The 15,465-nt window shown below is 66.8% G+C and carries 21 protein-coding genes; 10 read left to right on the plus strand and 11 right to left on the minus strand.

The annotated features are described in order from the left end of the window. Positions 1–2 precede the first annotated feature (2 nt). Together CQY20_RS18700 and dut are read right to left on the minus strand one after the other, a co-directional pair. On the minus strand, positions 3–746 hold the full coding sequence (locus CQY20_RS18700; protein WP_371870988.1) for a DUF3710 domain-containing protein: 744 nt from the start codon (positions 744–746) through the stop codon (positions 3–5). Next, complete coding sequence (dut, locus tag CQY20_RS18705; RefSeq protein WP_097941630.1) at positions 743–1,207, minus strand: dUTP diphosphatase; 465 nt, start codon at positions 1,205–1,207, stop codon at positions 743–745. Before dut ends, CQY20_RS18700 begins: the two co-directional genes overlap by 4 nt. Positions 1,208–1,231: 24 nt before the next feature. Between dut and CQY20_RS18710 the strand changes: the two genes are divergently transcribed. After that, positions 1,232–1,717: a DUF3093 domain-containing protein gene (locus CQY20_RS18710; protein ID WP_097941581.1), complete on the plus strand. Its 486-nt coding sequence runs from the start codon at positions 1,232–1,234 to the stop codon at positions 1,715–1,717. A gap of 28 nt (positions 1,718–1,745) precedes the next feature. Here CQY20_RS18710 and CQY20_RS18715 read toward each other — a convergent pair whose 3' ends face one another. Then, a complete protein-coding gene (locus CQY20_RS18715) occupies positions 1,746–2,048 on the minus strand; it encodes a DUF4193 domain-containing protein (protein WP_046366510.1) in 303 nt (100 codons plus the stop codon). 162 nt (positions 2,049–2,210) lie between these two features. On the opposite strand from CQY20_RS18715, the gene cei reads away from it, so the two are divergent. After that, entirely contained in the window at positions 2,211–2,864 is a 654-nt protein-coding gene (gene cei / locus CQY20_RS18720; protein ID WP_097941582.1) for an envelope integrity protein Cei, read from the plus strand. Positions 2,865–2,893: 29 nt separating this feature from the next. Here cei and CQY20_RS18725 read toward each other — a convergent pair whose 3' ends face one another. Next, on the minus strand, positions 2,894–3,742 hold the full coding sequence (locus CQY20_RS18725; protein WP_174814639.1) for an inositol monophosphatase family protein: 849 nt from the start codon (positions 3,740–3,742) through the stop codon (positions 2,894–2,896). A gap of 82 nt (positions 3,743–3,824) precedes the next feature. Here CQY20_RS18725 and ppgK point away from each other — a divergent pair, with 82 nt between their 5' ends. Both ppgK and CQY20_RS18735 read left to right on the plus strand, forming a co-directional pair. Then, complete coding sequence (gene ppgK, locus CQY20_RS18730; protein WP_097941584.1) at positions 3,825–4,634, plus strand: polyphosphate--glucose phosphotransferase; 810 nt, start codon at positions 3,825–3,827, stop codon at positions 4,632–4,634. A 216-nt stretch (positions 4,635–4,850) separates the two neighbouring features. Then, complete coding sequence (locus CQY20_RS18735; RefSeq protein ID WP_097941585.1) at positions 4,851–6,374, plus strand: RNA polymerase sigma factor; 1,524 nt, start codon at positions 4,851–4,853, stop codon at positions 6,372–6,374. A gap of 6 nt (positions 6,375–6,380) precedes the next feature. On the opposite strand, the gene CQY20_RS18740 is transcribed toward CQY20_RS18735, so the two are convergent. The 3 genes from CQY20_RS18740 to CQY20_RS18750 form a co-directional block, all read right to left on the minus strand. Then, positions 6,381–7,031: a hypothetical protein gene (locus CQY20_RS18740; protein WP_097941586.1), complete on the minus strand. Its 651-nt coding sequence runs from the start codon at positions 7,029–7,031 to the stop codon at positions 6,381–6,383. An 80-nt stretch (positions 7,032–7,111) separates the two neighbouring features. Continuing rightward, positions 7,112–7,723, minus strand: a complete 612-nt coding sequence (locus tag CQY20_RS18745) for a hypothetical protein (protein WP_097941587.1) — start codon at positions 7,721–7,723, stop codon at positions 7,112–7,114. A 170-nt stretch (positions 7,724–7,893) separates the two neighbouring features. Then, on the minus strand, positions 7,894–8,673 hold the full coding sequence (locus CQY20_RS18750) for a hypothetical protein (RefSeq protein ID WP_097941588.1): 780 nt from the start codon (positions 8,671–8,673) through the stop codon (positions 7,894–7,896). A 61-nt stretch (positions 8,674–8,734) separates the two neighbouring features. Here CQY20_RS18750 and CQY20_RS18755 point away from each other — a divergent pair, with 61 nt between their 5' ends. Further along, positions 8,735–9,142, plus strand: coding sequence for a RidA family protein (locus tag CQY20_RS18755; RefSeq protein WP_234816310.1), 408 nt, complete (start codon positions 8,735–8,737; stop codon positions 9,140–9,142). On the opposite strand, the gene CQY20_RS18760 is transcribed toward CQY20_RS18755, so the two are convergent. Further along, positions 9,088–9,438: a DUF952 domain-containing protein gene (locus CQY20_RS18760; RefSeq protein ID WP_097941632.1), complete on the minus strand. Its 351-nt coding sequence runs from the start codon at positions 9,436–9,438 to the stop codon at positions 9,088–9,090. The genes CQY20_RS18755 and CQY20_RS18760 overlap by 55 nt on opposite strands. A 157-nt stretch (positions 9,439–9,595) precedes the next feature. Here CQY20_RS18760 and CQY20_RS18765 point away from each other — a divergent pair, with 157 nt between their 5' ends. Further along, positions 9,596–9,796, plus strand: coding sequence for a DUF7455 domain-containing protein (locus CQY20_RS18765; protein ID WP_097941589.1), 201 nt, complete (start codon positions 9,596–9,598; stop codon positions 9,794–9,796). 56 nt (positions 9,797–9,852) lie between these two features. Then, positions 9,853–10,881, plus strand: a complete 1,029-nt coding sequence (locus CQY20_RS18770) for a YihY/virulence factor BrkB family protein (RefSeq protein WP_097941590.1) — start codon at positions 9,853–9,855, stop codon at positions 10,879–10,881. On the opposite strand, the gene CQY20_RS18775 is transcribed toward CQY20_RS18770, so the two are convergent. Beyond that, on the minus strand, positions 10,871–11,107 hold the full coding sequence (locus CQY20_RS18775) for a DUF3039 domain-containing protein (protein WP_097941591.1): 237 nt from the start codon (positions 11,105–11,107) through the stop codon (positions 10,871–10,873). The genes CQY20_RS18770 and CQY20_RS18775 overlap by 11 nt on opposite strands. Before the next feature lie 76 nt (positions 11,108–11,183). On the opposite strand from CQY20_RS18775, the gene CQY20_RS18780 reads away from it, so the two are divergent. From CQY20_RS18780 to CQY20_RS18790, 3 genes are all read left to right on the plus strand, one after another. Continuing rightward, positions 11,184–11,582, plus strand: coding sequence for a DUF3099 domain-containing protein (locus CQY20_RS18780; RefSeq protein ID WP_097941592.1), 399 nt, complete (start codon positions 11,184–11,186; stop codon positions 11,580–11,582). Between the two features lie 144 nt (positions 11,583–11,726). Beyond that, positions 11,727–12,689 (plus strand): sigma-70 family RNA polymerase sigma factor SigB, encoded by a 963-nt coding sequence (gene sigB, locus CQY20_RS18785; protein ID WP_371871087.1) that lies wholly within the window; start codon positions 11,727–11,729, stop codon positions 12,687–12,689. Positions 12,690–12,810: 121 nt separating this feature from the next. Then, positions 12,811–13,503, plus strand: a complete 693-nt coding sequence (locus CQY20_RS18790) for an iron-dependent transcriptional repressor DtxR (RefSeq protein WP_097941594.1) — start codon at positions 12,811–12,813, stop codon at positions 13,501–13,503. A gap of 37 nt (positions 13,504–13,540) precedes the next feature. Here the strand turns inward: CQY20_RS18790 and CQY20_RS18795 are convergent, their stop codons facing one another. Together CQY20_RS18795 and CQY20_RS18800 are read right to left on the minus strand one after the other, a co-directional pair. Next, the gene (locus CQY20_RS18795; protein WP_097941595.1) at positions 13,541–14,566 is read right to left on the minus strand and encodes a DUF4192 domain-containing protein; all 1,026 of its coding nucleotides are present in this window, start codon (positions 14,564–14,566) and stop codon (positions 13,541–13,543) included. An 89-nt stretch (positions 14,567–14,655) separates the two neighbouring features. Next, complete coding sequence (locus CQY20_RS18800; protein ID WP_097941596.1) at positions 14,656–15,372, minus strand: hypothetical protein; 717 nt, start codon at positions 15,370–15,372, stop codon at positions 14,656–14,658. Positions 15,373–15,465: the final 93 nt, after the last annotated feature.

Consider the following 15,465-nt stretch of genomic DNA (forward strand, 5'->3'; position numbering starts at 1 on the left):
CGTCAGCCGCCGGTGATGGTGCGCAACTGCTGCATGGCCGTTCCGTGCTCGCTGCGGCGCGCGGCCGGCTGCGGCGGCGGCTGTTGTTGCTGCTGCTGTGCGGCCTGTTGCTGCGCGGCCTGTTCGGCGGCGGCCTGCAATTGCCGTGCCATCGGCTCCGGCAGCTGGATTGGCAGCGGCGTGCGCACCGGCAACGGGGTGTTGCCGCGCCGAACGACCGTGTCCGCCAACGCTTCTCGGGCTTCCTCACTGAGCGCATCGATGGTCTGGGCCGGCCCGTTGACCACACAGCGGATCATCCAGCGGTAGCCGTCGACGCCGATGAAACGCACCACTCCGCCCTGCGCGGCGCCGACCACCTCGCGCCCCCACGGCCCGTCCTCGATGCGCACCTCGGAGGCTTCCTTGCGCAGCGACTCGGCCAGCTCACTGGCGACCTCACGCCACAGCGGCGACGTCTTCGGCGCGGCATAGGCCGCGACGGTGAAGCGGCCGTTGGGTGTGACGACCCACACCGCGCTCGGCGCACCGCCCTCGGTGAGCTCGACTTGCACTTGCCCGGCAGCGGGCATCGGAATGAGCACCGAACCGAGATCCAGCCGCGCCACCTTGGCCGCTTCCGGATCGTCGAAATCGTCGATGTCGAACGGGCCGTCCAGCTCGTCGTCACCGAAGTCCGACTCGACCTGCACGGCCTCGTCGTCGTCGAAATCGTCGTCTTTGGCGTGTTTTCCCATAGCCATCACAAACTCGCATGTCCGCCGGAAGAACCGTAGCCGCCCTCGCCACGGGTAGTGCCCGCCAAGCCCGCCTCGTCGAACGAGGTCACCTCGACCAGCTCAGGCAACTCCACTCGCTGCACCAGCAGCTGAGCGATCCGATCGCCCCGGTGCACGACGATGGGCTCCTCGGGATCCAGGTTGATCAGCGACACCTTGATCTCGCCGCGGTAGCCGGCGTCGATCGTCCCCGGGCTGTTGACGATCGAAAGTCCCACGCGCGCAGCCAATCCCGACCGCGGATGCACCAACCCCACCATCCCGTGCGGAATGGCCACCGCGATGCCCGTCGGCACGAGAGCGCGATGGCCGGGCGCCAGCGTGACGTCGATCGCACTGAACAGATCGATGCCGGCGTCGCCGTCGTGGGCACGGCTGGGCATCGGCAAATCGCGGTCTAGGCGCACTACTGCCAAAGGGGTGGACACGAGGCTGAGATTACCCTTGGCCACGTGTCAGACACGCGCGCAGCACCACAAGTCGTGCGGTATTCCGAGCGGCTTCGGGTGCCGTGGTGGTGGTGGCCGCCCGGCCTGGGCCTGGCCGCGCTCATCGCCGTCGAGGTGAACATGGGAGTTCGCAGCCTGCCCGACTGGGTGCCCTACGCCGTGCTGCTGCCCGTGGCCGCTGTCGTGCTGGTGTGGTTCGGCAGAACCGAGGTGCGGGTGGTGTCCGGCACCGGTCCCGACCAGGAGACCGAACTGTGGGTCGGTGACGCGCACCTGCCCGTCAGCGTGATCTCTCGGTCGGCCGAGGTGCCGCGGTCAGCCAAATCCGCCGCCCTCGGGCGCCAGCTGGATCCGGCCGCATACGTCGTGCACCGGGCCTGGGTTGGTCCTATGGTGTTGGTCGTCCTCGACGACCCGGACGATCCGACGCCGTACTGGCTCATCAGTAGCCGCCACCCGGAACGGGTGTTGGCCGCGCTGCGCAGCTGAGCCGCGCTTCCCGCCACTGACGTGCGCTCTAGGCGGCGCAGTCAGAGCAGATCATCACGCCGTTCTTCTCGCTGGCGAGCCGGCTGCGGTGGTGCACCAAAAAGCAGCTCGAGCAGGTGAACTCGTCAGCCTGCTTCGGGATCACCCGCACCGACAGTTCCTCCCCGGACAGGTCGGCACCAGGCAGTTCGAAGCTTTCGGCGGTTTCTGACTCGTCGACGTCCACTACGGCTGATTGAGCTTCATTGCGCCGAGCCTTCAGTTCCTCAAGCGAGTCCTCGGAAACGTCGTCGGTCTCGGTGCGCCGTGGGGCGTCGTAGTCGGTAGCCATCTTTGTCCCCTCCGTGAACCTTGCGACAGAGCTTTGTACCAGCGTCGAACGCTTGCGCCAAACGATTCGTGCCCATATTGCAGTCTGAACAAGTGTGATTTACGTCACAATAGCTTGCTGACCGGCGCCGGGGGCCGACACCGAGAGTTTTAGAGTGCAGGGGTGGTCGCACAAATCACCCAGGGCACGGCGTTCGACAGACACGGTCGGCCCTTCCGCCGGCGCAACTACCTGCCCGGGATCCTGATGTTCGCGGTGCTGGCGGTGGCGACGATGACCATCTGGGTGATGGCGCTGAACCGGCCGGTCGACGTCGCCGAGCCCGTGGCCTGCAATCCGCCGGCAAATACACCCAACGACCCGGCCCTGCCCAAGCTGGGCGAACAGGTCAACCGCGCGTCGATGACGGAGGTCAGCCCCGCCCATCTCGTCGACACCAAGGTCCGCGTCCTCAACGCCAGCGGCCGGGGTGGGCAGGCCGCCGACGTGGCCAGTCAGTTGCGCGACCTCGGGTTCGCCGAGCCGGTCGCCGAGAACGACCCGCTCTATGCCAACAACCGGCTGGCGTGCCAGGGCCAGATCCGGTTCGGGCCCAACGGCAGGGCGGCCGCCGCGGCGGTGTGGCTGGTCGCCCCGTGCGTCGAGCTGTATCAGGACGAACGGCCCGACGACACCGTGGATCTGGCGATCGGCACCGAGTTCAACGAGTTGGCGCGCAACGACGACATCGACGCGGTGCTGTCCAGCCTGCGGCCCGACGCCACTCAGCCCGCCGACCCGGCACTGCTGTCGAAGATCCACAGCGGAACCTGCTGACCGATAGCGCTGCGGCACAACATCTTCCGTTAGCCGACGCCCGCGTCGCGCAGTGCGCTGGTCAGCGTGGCTTCGACGCCCGGCGCGGCGGCCACCACCGTCCCGCCGCCGCCGACCGCTCCGCTGGGAGCCGGTAGCCGCACCCGCGCACCGGCCTCCGCCGCGATCAGCGCGCCCGCCGCCCAGTCCCACACGTTGAGGTTCTCCTCGTAGTAGGCGTCGAGTTGGCCCGCGGCAACGTGGCACAGGTCCAGCGCCGCCGAGCCGAACCGACGGATGTCGCGGACCCGCGGCAGCAGCGTCGCCAGCACCGCCGCCTGGCGCTGACGAAGATCCGGGTCGTAGGCAAAACCGGTGCCCACCAACGTCATTGACAGATCGCCGACGTCGCTGCAGCGCAGCGGCGTGGTCGTGGTGCCGCGGCGCAGCTGAGCACCGTGACCCAGTGCTGCCGAATACAGCGAGCCTTCGGCGACGTGGGCGACGGCGCCCGCCACCGATCGGCCGTCGACCTGGGCGGCCACCGACACGGCGTAGGCGGGCAACCCGTAGACGAAGTTCACGGTGCCGTCGATCGGGTCGACCACCCAGGTGACCGCGCCCGCGGACTCCCGCGGCGCGCCCCCGCCCTCCTCGCCGAGGACATGCTCGCCCGGTCGCAGTTCGGCGAGCCGATCGCGCACCAGCCGTTCGGTTTCGGTGTCGACGATGGTCACCGGGTCGGTCGGGGAGCTCTTGGTGCGCACCGCCGGTCCGCCCGATTCCGGCGCGTCCGTGAACACCTCTTCCCTGCGCCGCCGCACGAAGTCGGCCGCTTCGACCGCCAGGCGCTCGGCGACCGAGCGCAATTCCACCGGGTCCTGCTCGAGACTTTCCACCGGTTCATCGCAACACAAGTTGTTGGCACCGGTTGCGCAGCACGCCCACTTAAGGGCTTCGGAGCTACTAGTGTGTGGGCACATGACCGCTACCGACACGCCCGCCGCCGAGCCCAGCACCAACGGTGCTCCGCAACACCGGGGATTCGGCGTTGACGTGGGCGGCAGCGGCGTCAAGGGCGGCATCGTCGACCTCGACACCGGCAAGCTGATCGGCGAACGATTCAAGATCGCCACCCCGAAGCCGGCCACCCCCGAGGCGGTCAGCAAGACCGTCGCCGCCGTCGTCCGCGAGTTCGGCTGGACCGAGAAGGTCGGCGTCACCTACCCCGGCGTGGTCACCGACGGCATCGTGCGCACCGCCGCCAACGTCGACAAGGGCTGGATCGGCTGCAACGCCGCGGAGTTCTTCAGCAGGCAACTGGACGGGCAACCGGTGACGGTTCTCAACGACGCCGACGCGGCGGGCCTGGCCGAGGAGAAGTTCGGCGCGGGCCGCGACAACACGGGCGTGATTGTGTTGCTGACATTCGGCACCGGGATCGGTTCGGCGGTGATTCACAACGGCGTGTTGCTGCCGAACACGGAGTTCGGCCACCTCGAAGTCGGCGGCAAAGAAGCCGAACACCGGGCCGCCTCGTCGGTCAAGGAGGCCAAGAAGTGGAGCTACGAGCGCTGGACCAAAGAGGTCACCAAGGTGCTCGTCGCGATCGAAAACGCAATCTGGCCCGACCTGTTCATCGCCGGCGGCGGGATCAGCCGCAAAGCCGACAAATGGATTCCGCTGCTGAAGATCCGCACGCCCATCGTTGCCGCCACCCTGCAGAACACCGCGGGCATCGTCGGTGCCGCGATGGCCGCCGACGTGGACGTCACTGCTACTGCCAAGTAGCACACGTCACAATTGCTGGAAACACGGATTGCGGTGTGTCAATTTGCCGCACGGCGCAGCGTTATCCAACACTGTCGTTACAATGGTCGTCGGCGGCCGCACCGGAGAAGCGGCGAAGTAACCGAGAAGGTATCAACGCCACATTCGACATAGAAGACGCTTTTCGATGGTGCATGCCCCCGAGACCATCGGAATCCCCAGGACCGAAAGGGTGACGTGGCAGCGACAAAGGCAAGCCCGGCAGCCACAAAGTCGGTGAAGCGCACCGCTACCAAGACTACTGCGAAGAAGGCCACGGCAGCCAAGAGCGCCAATGGGTCGGCGCCCGCCAAGCGCGCCACGAAGGCGGTCGGCAAGACCGAGAAGCCGGCGGCCAAGGGGCGCGCTGCGAGCAAGCCTGCCAAGGCGAGCAAATCCCGGGCCGGGTCGGCGAAGGCAGACGGCGCATCATCGCGTAGTCGCGCCAAGAAGGCCACCTCGCCCGAGCCGACGGCCAAGGCCGACCTCGTCGAAGACGACGACCTCGAGACCACCGACGAACTCGACGGCGAGCCCGAGAACCTGGTCGAGGAGGACCTCGATCTCGAGGAGCTGGCTGACGACGACGTCGCGGCCGAGGACGAGACGGACGAGACCGACGACGAGGCGGAAGACGAGGCCGACATCGACGTGAAGGCCGAAGAGCCCGCCGAGGACGTGGTCGCCGACGACGAGGAGATCGCCGAGCCCAGCGAGAAGGACAAGGCGTCGGGCGACTTCGTCTGGGACGAAGAGGAATCCGAGGCGCTGCGGCAGGCTCGCAAGGACGCCGAACTCACCGCATCGGCCGACTCGGTGCGCGCCTACCTCAAGCAGATCGGCAAGGTGGCGCTGCTCAACGCCGAAGAAGAGGTCGAGCTCGCCAAGCGCATCGAAGCAGGTCTGTACGCCACGCAGTTGCTCAACGAGATGGCCGAGCGGGGCGAGAAGCTGCCCGCCGCGCAGCGCCGCGACATGATGTGGATCTGCCGCGACGGCGATCGAGCGAAAAACCATCTGCTGGAAGCGAATCTGCGTCTGGTGGTGTCGCTGGCCAAGCGCTACACCGGCCGCGGCATGGCGTTCCTCGACCTGATCCAGGAAGGCAACCTCGGCCTGATCCGCGCGGTCGAGAAGTTCGACTACACCAAGGGTTACAAGTTCTCCACGTATGCCACCTGGTGGATCCGTCAGGCGATCACCCGCGCGATGGCCGACCAGGCCCGCACCATCCGCATCCCGGTGCACATGGTCGAGGTCATCAACAAGCTCGGCCGCATTCAGCGTGAGCTGCTTCAGGATCTGGGCCGCGAGCCCACCCCTGAGGAGCTCGCCAAGGAAATGGACATCACGCCCGAAAAAGTGCTGGAGATTCAGCAGTACGCGCGTGAGCCCATCTCCCTCGATCAGACCATCGGCGATGAAGGTGACTCGCAGCTAGGCGATTTCATCGAGGACTCCGAGGCCGTCGTCGCCGTCGACGCGGTGTCGTTCACGCTGCTGCAGGATCAGCTGCAGTCGGTGTTGGAGACGCTGTCGGAGCGCGAAGCCGGCGTGGTCCGGTTGCGGTTCGGCCTGACCGACGGCCAGCCGCGCACACTCGACGAGATCGGCCAGGTGTACGGCGTCACGCGCGAACGCATACGGCAGATCGAGAGCAAGACGATGTCAAAGTTGCGGCACCCCAGCCGTTCTCAGGTCTTGCGCGACTACCTCGACTAGACCGCCTCAGCACGCTCCGGGGAAGTTCAGGCCGAACGGGTTCGGGATACAAGGGCCATTCGGCGGCGGTGCGTCGTCGGCTGCCGGCTCCGGTGCCGGAGCGCGTTCTGCAGGTGGCGGGGCCTCTGCAGGAGCAGGCTGCTCGGCCACGACCGGCTTGGGTTCCTCCGGAGGGGCCGCCGGCGGCGGTGGCGGTGGCGCGGGCACACATTTGAACGCGGTGAGGCTGTCCCACGTACCCGAGTCGGCGCCGTCACGGAACGTGTAGCTGCCATGTCCCCTGTCGTCGCCGCCCACCGCGCCGTCGAGGACCAACGGCGTATAGGAGCGGCCGCTGCCCTGACGGCTGACCTCCAGGTGGATCTTGTTGCCGTTGATGTCGCCGACCACGGTGCCGGGCATGCTCGTCCCGTTGGGATAGAACGTGGTGCCCTTTGTGTCAACGTGCGTGCCGCCGGCGACGGTGGAGAACTTCGTCTCGCCGATGTTCGGATAGTGCAAAACGACTTCCCCGCCGGGAAACTGGTAGCCCGCGCACGCATTCGGTGCAAGCGGAGCGGGCGGATAGGCGTGGGCGGGTGCGGGGCTTCCCAGAAGCGTGGCCGCGGCGACCACCACTGCGCCGCCCGTGAGTTTCTTGCCGTACGAGGAAGACATGAGCGGACGCTAACAACGCGCGAGCAGCCAAGATATAGGGTGATTCCCTAGATTTCGGCGGATGTCGGACGCGCGTTGAGTCAGCCGACCACGTCGAACGCGACTCGCTTGACCAGAAGATCCCCCGCGGGCAGACAACTGGTGCCCTGGTCGGCGGAGAATCCGTCGCACACCGGGCCGGACAGCTTCCAATACACCTCGGCGACGTGTCGCCCGACCGGCAGCGGGTTCAGCGCGCCAAGATTCGAGGTGTTGATGGCAGGCAGGCCGGGCGCTTCGGGAAGCTGGCCCACCCAGATCTTGTTGTCGGCGGGAAACGACCGGTTGAATCCGGAACCGGCGCCTCCGTCAACGATGTATTCGACGGACTTGAGTTTGCCCCGGAAGTCGGCCGTCGGCGTGGGGTAATCGGTGGCAAAACCCGGCGGCTTCTGGTCGAATGCGTCGGCCATGATCCACGGGACCGACACCGCCCACCGCTCGCCCGCCGCGAGCTGGGTGCAGTCGGACGTGACGACCGCGACCGAGTAGCCGTACTGGTTCTTCAGCGCAGTACCGCTCGACGAGACGCACGGCTCGTCGGTTGCCCACTTCGCGACCGCCGACGGCGCGGCCGCCAACGCCGCCGAGCAAACGACGCCGGTGCAGACCAGCGCGCGCCAAACCCCACGAAAATTGGCAAGTATCGGCATCGCCGCCCCTCCCCTTTGCTACCAATGCACTAAGCCAACTGCCAGCGAAGGGTGGAAGTCAACGAGCTCGCAAAGGTTGACGACTGCGACAATAACCGTGAACAGTACAACTCGTCGTCAGCCCGCAAATGCGTTGCGGCAGAGCGTTTGTCGGCGCTCATGTTGCGCCATCACTTCTTCTTGGGGCGCACTTTGTATGTGGCAGGCCATGATTCGCGGGTCTCGTCGGAAGACAGCGGGACGCCCTTGCTGCCGATGCGAATGTCGTACGGCTCCTTGTTGGGCCCGACTTCGCGTTTGACCGCCTCGGTGGCCGCATACATCAACTGGTCGATCTCGGCTTCGGCGAACGTGACGAAGGATGTCTTGCGCACCTCGTCGTCGCCGGGCGCCATCCTCTCCGGTAACACTCGCGATGCCAGCGCCGCCAGGCCAAGCAGCGTGAACGGGATGACCCAGTAGCAGACGAACGACAGCGGCGTCCTGGTGTCGAGAATCGTTGCCTCGCCGTAGACGATCGGCGGGATCATCGACGACACCGTCATGCCGCCGAACGCGGCGATCCAGATCCAGGTCAGCAGCGTGGTGATGCGCTTGAACGTATCGCTCTCGATCACCTCTTCGGGCTGGTCGACTTCGGCGAACTCCCGCACGAACGGCCGACCGGCCAGCAGGCTGCCCAGCGCCACCAGGAAGATGCCGGCGTTGCTCAGCGGCTGCATCCATTGCTCCATGAACGTCTGGCTCACCGTGAACGTCAGGATCGCCAGCACGACGAAGACAGCCATGGCCCCGACCTCCAGGGTTCGGCCCGGTGTGCCCTTCATCCGCCCGATCACGAACGACGCCACCGCGACCGCAAGCGCGACCAGCACGGCGGTCTCGAAGGGCACATTGCCGACCAGCACCCAGTAAACGATCCAGGGCGCGAAACCCACCAGAATGCTCACGGTGGGTCAGTGTAGGGAGTGGCGCTTCGCCGAGGCGACACTCCGCAGTAATTTTGTAACGGTGAGTCCTCGCCTCAACGTCTCGTCGGGATCCGAGTTCGAAAAAGTGGTCGGATACTCGCGTGCGGTGCGCATCGGACCCCACGTCGCGGTGTCCGGCACCACCGCCGCGGGTGACACGATCGCCGATCAGACGCGAAATGCGTTGCGACGCATAGAGATCGCACTCGCCGAGGCAGGCGCGTCGTTGACCGATGTGATCCGGACCCGGATGTTTGTCACCGAAATCTCCCGGTGGCGGGAGGTGGGGGCCGTGCACGCCGAGGTGTTCGGCGACATCCGGCCTGCGGCCACGCTGGTGGAGGTGTCGGCGCTCGTGTCGCCGGAGTTGATGGTCGAGATCGAGGCCGACGCCTACGTGCCGGACAAGTCCAGCGGCGCGAACGAGCCGTCCGGCCCCGGCAGGTAGGGCGTGACACTGCTCACAGCCGCGATCGGCAGCGGTCCATACAAATGCGGGAAGAGCATCGACGCCGGATCGGTGGGTACGCCCGGCTCCCACCGCACGCGAGCGGTCAACCGGTCGGGGTCGACATGTAACAGCATCAGATCGGTGCGGCCGGCGTAGAGCCGATTGGCGGGCAGATGCACCTGGTCAGGGGCGGAAAGGTGGATGAAGCCAACGTCATCGAGCGACGACGGGCGGTGCTCGCCGCGCTCCTGGGCAAGGCGCCAGTCGTCAATGGCACAGATGTGCAGAAGCATCTCTTCAGCGTGCACGGTCGGCAACTTCGCTAGCCGTGAAAAACGACACACCCGGGTACGGCCGGGGAACAACGCTCAAACCGAATACGTCTGAGAGAGTGGAGATGCGCCAAAGCGGGTATTAACCCGGCACCACACGAGCAGATGCGGAGGAGCCATGAACGCAACTCTGACCAGTCCGCCACTGACCCGGGCTGATCGCTGCGATCGTTGCGGCGCCGCTGCTCGCGTTCGGGCGAAGTTACCGTCGGGAGGCGAGTTGCTGTTTTGCCAGCATCACGCCAACGAACACGAGGCCAAGCTTGTTGAGTTGGCGGCAGTGCTGGAAGTCAGCCCATCGGAACCGGTCGACGCCTAACCCGATAACCCCCAGCCTGGGTACGACGACGCTACGTCAGGAATGCTGGACTGGTCATGAGTGACCAGCCTCCGGTGTCGCGCCATCACATCTGGCACATTACGAAGCGGACGCTGTCGAAAAGCTGGGACGATTCGATCTTCTCTGAGTCCGCGCAGGCGGCTTTCTGGTCTGCGCTGTCGTTACCGCCACTGTTGTTGGGGATGCTCGGCAGCCTTGCCTACATCGCGCCGATGTTCGGGCCGGACACGCTGCCGACGATCGAGGACCAGTTGATCGGCACCGCGTCGCGGTTTTTCTCGCCCAACGTCGTCAACGAGATCATCGAGCCGACGGTGCGCGACATCGTGCGAGGCGCGCGCGGTGAGGTCGTCTCGATCGGGTTCGTCATCTCGTTGTGGGCGGGGTCGTCGGCGATCTCGGCGTTCGTCGACTCGATCACCGAAGCCCACGACCAGACGCCGCTGCGGCATCCGGTGCGCCAGCGGTTTTACGCGCTGGGGTTGTACGTGGTGATGCTGATCGGCGTCATCGCCGCCGCCCCATTCGTCGCGCTGGGGCCGCGCAAGATCGCCGAGTACATCCCGGACAGCTGGGATCACATCCTGCAGTATGGCTACTACCCGGTGTTGTTTCTCGCTCTGGTGATCGCGGTGGGCATCCTCTACCGGGTGTCGCTGCCCAAGCCGCTGCCGTCGCATCGGCTGATCTACGGATCGCTGCTGGCCGCCATCGTCTTCCTGATCGCGACGTACGGGCTGCGGGTCTATCTGACGTGGATCACCACCACCGGCTACACCTACGGCGCGCTGGCCACGCCGATCGCGTTCCTGCTGTTCGCGTTCTTTCTGGGCTTCGCGATCATGCTGGGCGCCGAGCTCAACGCCGCCATCGAGGAGGAATGGCCCGCGCCGACCACCCACGCCACGCGGCTGCGGCAGTGGCTGGGAAGCAAAACCGCCGAGTCGCGGGTGTCGCTCAACGGCAACTCGTCCGGCGACTCCGGCGGCGATTCCCCCGGCGATTCGGCGCCGCAGGCGACGACCGCGCCCGCGGCGGCGAAGGGCGAGCCGTCTACTTCTTGAGCCGGTCGTAGATCTTCTTGCAGTCCGGGCACACCGGCGACCCGGGCTTGGCGGCCTTGGTCACCGGGAAGACCTCACCGCACAACGCGACCACGTGCGTCCCCATGACGGCGCTCTCGGCGATCTTGTCCTTCTTGACGTAGTGGAAGTACTTCGGGGTGTCGTTGTCGGTTCCATCGTCGACGCGTTCGTCGACGTCGGTGCGCTCGATGGTCTCGGTCTGCATGCCTTCATTGTGCCTGGCGACAGACCCGTTAGAAACCGCTCGGTTCAGACACCGGCGAATGTGAAACAGTGGAGGTATGAAACACGGCCCACAGCTGGGTTTCGACGACGACGGACGTCCCGTCCTCATCACCGCCGCCGCACCCGCCTATGAAGAACAGCACCGCGCGCGGGTACGCAAGTACCTCACGTTGATGGCGTTCCGGATCCCCGCATTGGTGCTCGCCGCCATCGCCTACGGGGTGTGGGAGAACGGGCTCATCTCGCTGGCGATCATCGTCGTGTCGGTGCCTTTGCCTTGGATCGCCGTGCTGATCGCCAATGACCGGCCGCCGCGCAGCGCCGAAGAGCCGCGGCGCTATGCCGCCAGGCGCACACCGCTGTTCCCGACCGCGGAGCGGCCGGCGATCGAGCAGCGACCGCAGGGGGCACCGCAACACGACGGCACCGCCCCGATAGACGATTTCCCTTCCTGAGCAGCGTCTAGACGTATTCTCAGACGATTCTCAGGTCGTCGGCGCAAAACCGCTGATCAACGTGTGTGAACCGGCCGGTTCGTGGGAACTCTTCAGCGCAATTGAGCGTTGAAAGTCTTGACAGTTCGAGCCGAGCAGGAGGCCCTGATGGCAAATGCCACGATAAGCCGCGTTGACCAAGATCTGGACGCGCAGAGTCCAGCCGCTGATCTGGTGCGCGTGTACCTGAACGGCATCGGCAAAACGGCTTTGCTCAACGCCGCAGATGAGGTGGAACTCGCGAAGCGCATCGAGGCAGGCCTTTACGCGCAGCATCTGCTGGAGACACGGAAGCGCTTGGGAGAGAACCGCAAACGTGATCTTGAGGCGGTCGTGCGCGACGGCGAGGCTGCCCGTCGCCATCTCCTCGAGGCGAATCTGCGCCTGGTGGTCTCCCTGGCGAAGCGTTACACCGGCCGTGGTATGCCGCTGCTGGACCTGATCCAGGAAGGCAACCTGGGTTTGATCCGCGCGATGGAGAAGTTCGACTACACCAAGGGCTTCAAGTTCTCCACCTATGCCACGTGGTGGATCCGCCAGGCGATCACCCGCGGCATGGCCGACCAGAGCCGCACCATCCGGCTGCCGGTGCACCTCGTCGAGCAGGTCAACAAGCTGGCCAGGATCAAGCGCGAAATGCACCAGAACCTCGGCCGGGAGGCCACCGACGAGGAACTGGCCGCCGAGTCGGGCATCCCCGTCGAGAAGATCACCGATCTGCTGGAGCACAGCCGCGATCCGGTGAGCCTCGACATGCCCGTCGGCACCGATGAGGAGGCCCCGCTGGGCGACTTCATCGAAGACGCCGAGGCGATGTCGGCCGAGAACGCCGTCATCTCCGAGCTGCTGCACACCGACATCCGGTACGTGCTGGCCACCCTCGACGAGCGCGAACAGCAGGTGATTCGCCTGCGGTTCGGCCTCGACGACGGCCAGCCCCGCACGCTCGACCAGATCGGCAAACTCTTCGGGTTGTCCCGCGAGCGGGTCCGCCAGATAGAGCGTGAGGTCATGGCCAAGCTGCGCAACGGCGAGCGTGCCGATCGCCTGCGCTCCTACGCCAGTTAGCGGCTGATTTCGTGAAAGACCCGCCGGTGCACGCCGGCGGGTCTTTTGCTACACGCCGAACATGTAGCTGCCCTATCCGCCCAGCTAGGACGGTAGACTTTGGCGTGACGAAGGGTTGGTTATGAACGATCTAGTCGATACCACCGAGATGTATCTGCGGACCATCTACGACCTCGAGGAAGAGGGCGTGGTGCCGCTGCGTGCCCGAATCGCCGAGCGTCTCGAGCAGAGCGGCCCGACCGTCAGCCAGACGGTGTCGCGGATGGAGCGCGACGGGCTGCTGCACGTCGCCGGTGATCGACATCTCGAGCTGACCGAGAAGGGCCGCGCGCTGGCCATCGCGGTCATGCGCAAGCACCGGCTCGCGGAGCGTCTGCTGGTCGACGTGATCGGACTTCCGTGGGAGGAGGTCCACGCCGAAGCCTGCCGCTGGGAGCACGTGATGAGCGAGGACGTGGAGCGTCGCCTCGTGCAGGTGCTCGACAACCCGACCGTCTCCCCGTTCGGTAACCCCATCCCGGGGCTGGCGGAGCTGGGCGTCGACGACGCCATGGCCTCCGAGGACCGCAACCTGGTCCGGCTGACCGAGCTGCCCGCAGGCTTCCCCGTCGCCGTGGTGGTGCGCCAGCTGACCGAGCACGTGCAGGGCGACGTCAGCCTGATCGCCCGGCTGAAGGAGGCCGGCGTGGTGCCGAACGCCCGCGTGACCGTCGAAGCGGGCCCCAACAGCGGCGTCATGATCGTCATCCCCGGCCACGAGCAGGTGGAGCTGCCGCACGAGATGGCCCACGCCGTCAAGGTCGAGAAGGTCTGACCGTCCCGCTGACGGGCCGCCACCACTTCCGCGGCGTCTAGCCCGCTCGCCTACCCCAGCTTCTGCGTTTGGGTAGTTCGACGCCGAGCTTCTTGGCGAGCCGGTAGCCGGTCGCGGCGAGTTGGCGGATCTCCTCGGGTCGCATCCCCGAATGCAGGGCCCGATCGAGCATGCCTGCCATCCGGTGGCTCGGGTCGCAGCGCAGCGCCGCCTCCAGCGACACCCCGGCCAGCGGCCCGTCGCCGCGCGCGTAGGCGGAGAACGCCAGCAGCACCAGCGCCTCGACCCGCCACGGCGCCGGCAGCGCCCGGCACATCGCCGCCCACAGCGACTCGGCCTGTGCGGCCTTGTCCCCCACCGCAAGCGCGTACAGGGTGTCACGCACCTGCGGGTCGGTCAGGGCATGCGCGAGTTCGGCCATCGCCGGACCGGCCAGCTCGTCGCCGTCTGCCACCTGCGCGGCCGCCGACATGGCCTGCCGGACGGCGCTCGCCGCGTCGACGTCACCGTCGGCCAGCCCGCGAATGACGTCGGCCAACGCCTCGCTGGCGGCCTGGTCGGTGACCGCGATGACCTGCGCAAGGTCGTCGCGACGCGCGTAGAGCCTGCGGCCGTCCAACACGGCCGCCATTGCCAGAGGAGAGGCACCGGGATCGTCGACGGTGCCCCACGCACCGTCGAGGCAATGCCACCGCCCGCCCGGCGCGATCCGGTCGACGACGTGGAAGTCGAGCAGTTCGACCTCCAGGTCGGCCAGACAGGCGGCCAGTCGGTCCCCCAGCTCCCGGTACTCGTCGTTGCACAGCCGGCAGTTCGCCCCGTCGGCGTCCACCACGACCGCGATCGCGGCATCGGGGTGGGCCGCCGCGGCCACCTGCGCCAGATGATCGATCGAGTCATGCAGCTCGTCGGAGAGGTCCACCCGCATCACACACCCCATCTCCCCGGCGTCGGCGGTGACCAGGACGAGGGACTTCTCGGGAACGAAGCCCAGAATCGCGGGCAGCGCCGCGATCAGCGCGCCGGGTCGGTTGAGGCGGAAGTCGAAACGCGATGTCGTCATGCCTCGACCGTTGTCGCTTCGACCGACGTTCGGGTGACGTGGCGGGCCGGCGACGGCAAACTTGGGGATGAACGCGCAACTGGGGATGGTTACCGCGGCACGAAGCGGCGCACCTTGAGCACCGCGTCACTGAACAACGTGTCGAGCGCGTCGGTGGCGGCGTCCGGTTCCGCCCCGGAGGTGTCTTCGCCCTGCCAGGACGCCGTCACCCGCACGTCACCCACCAACGCCACCAGCGTCAACATCCGCGCTGCGCCACCCGCGGGCTTTGATGCGGTCTGGTCGACGGCGTAGGCGTCGTCGGCGTCCACGGGCGGGGGCGGCGTCAGCTTCACGGTCACCTTCTGGCTGGAATCGTCGTCGCCCGTGACCGTGACCGAGGGACACTCCTCGAGCTGGCTGATTCGCGCACGCAGCGACGGCACCGGTCGGATGACCGTGACGGTGAGGCGGGCGCCGTTGTCGTCGACTCCCTGTACGGCCGCTTTCTGCGGCGCCAGCACCGGCAGCGGCGCGCACTCCGGCGGCGTGACGTCCGAACCACCTGCGACGCCGTCGATTTCGGCGACCACCCTGTCGGTGTCCCTGGGGTCGAGGACGGCAGCCGGGTACTGCGGCGGGAACTGTGACGGCTCGATCAGCAGGTCGGCCACCCGGACCGGCGCGGCGGGCGTCGGGGCCGACTCGGCGGCCCTGCCGGTGCCGGTGACGACTCGGGTACATCCGCCGACCAACGCCGTCGCCGTCACCACGAGGACCGCGGACAGCCATATTCCGCGCGGATCCTTCCGAACCGTGCTGATCATTGCCCTCATCGTCTCATTGCGCGCTCTCGGGTGCCTTCAGGCGCGCGGTCGAGGCAGCGGCGGCGCGGCGGGGCCGGAATTGTTCATCAGGTA

The sequence above is a fragment of the Mycolicibacterium agri genome (assembly GCF_002553505.1).
GTDB classification, from domain to species: Bacteria; Actinomycetota; Actinomycetes; order Mycobacteriales; family Mycobacteriaceae; genus Mycobacterium; species Mycobacterium agri.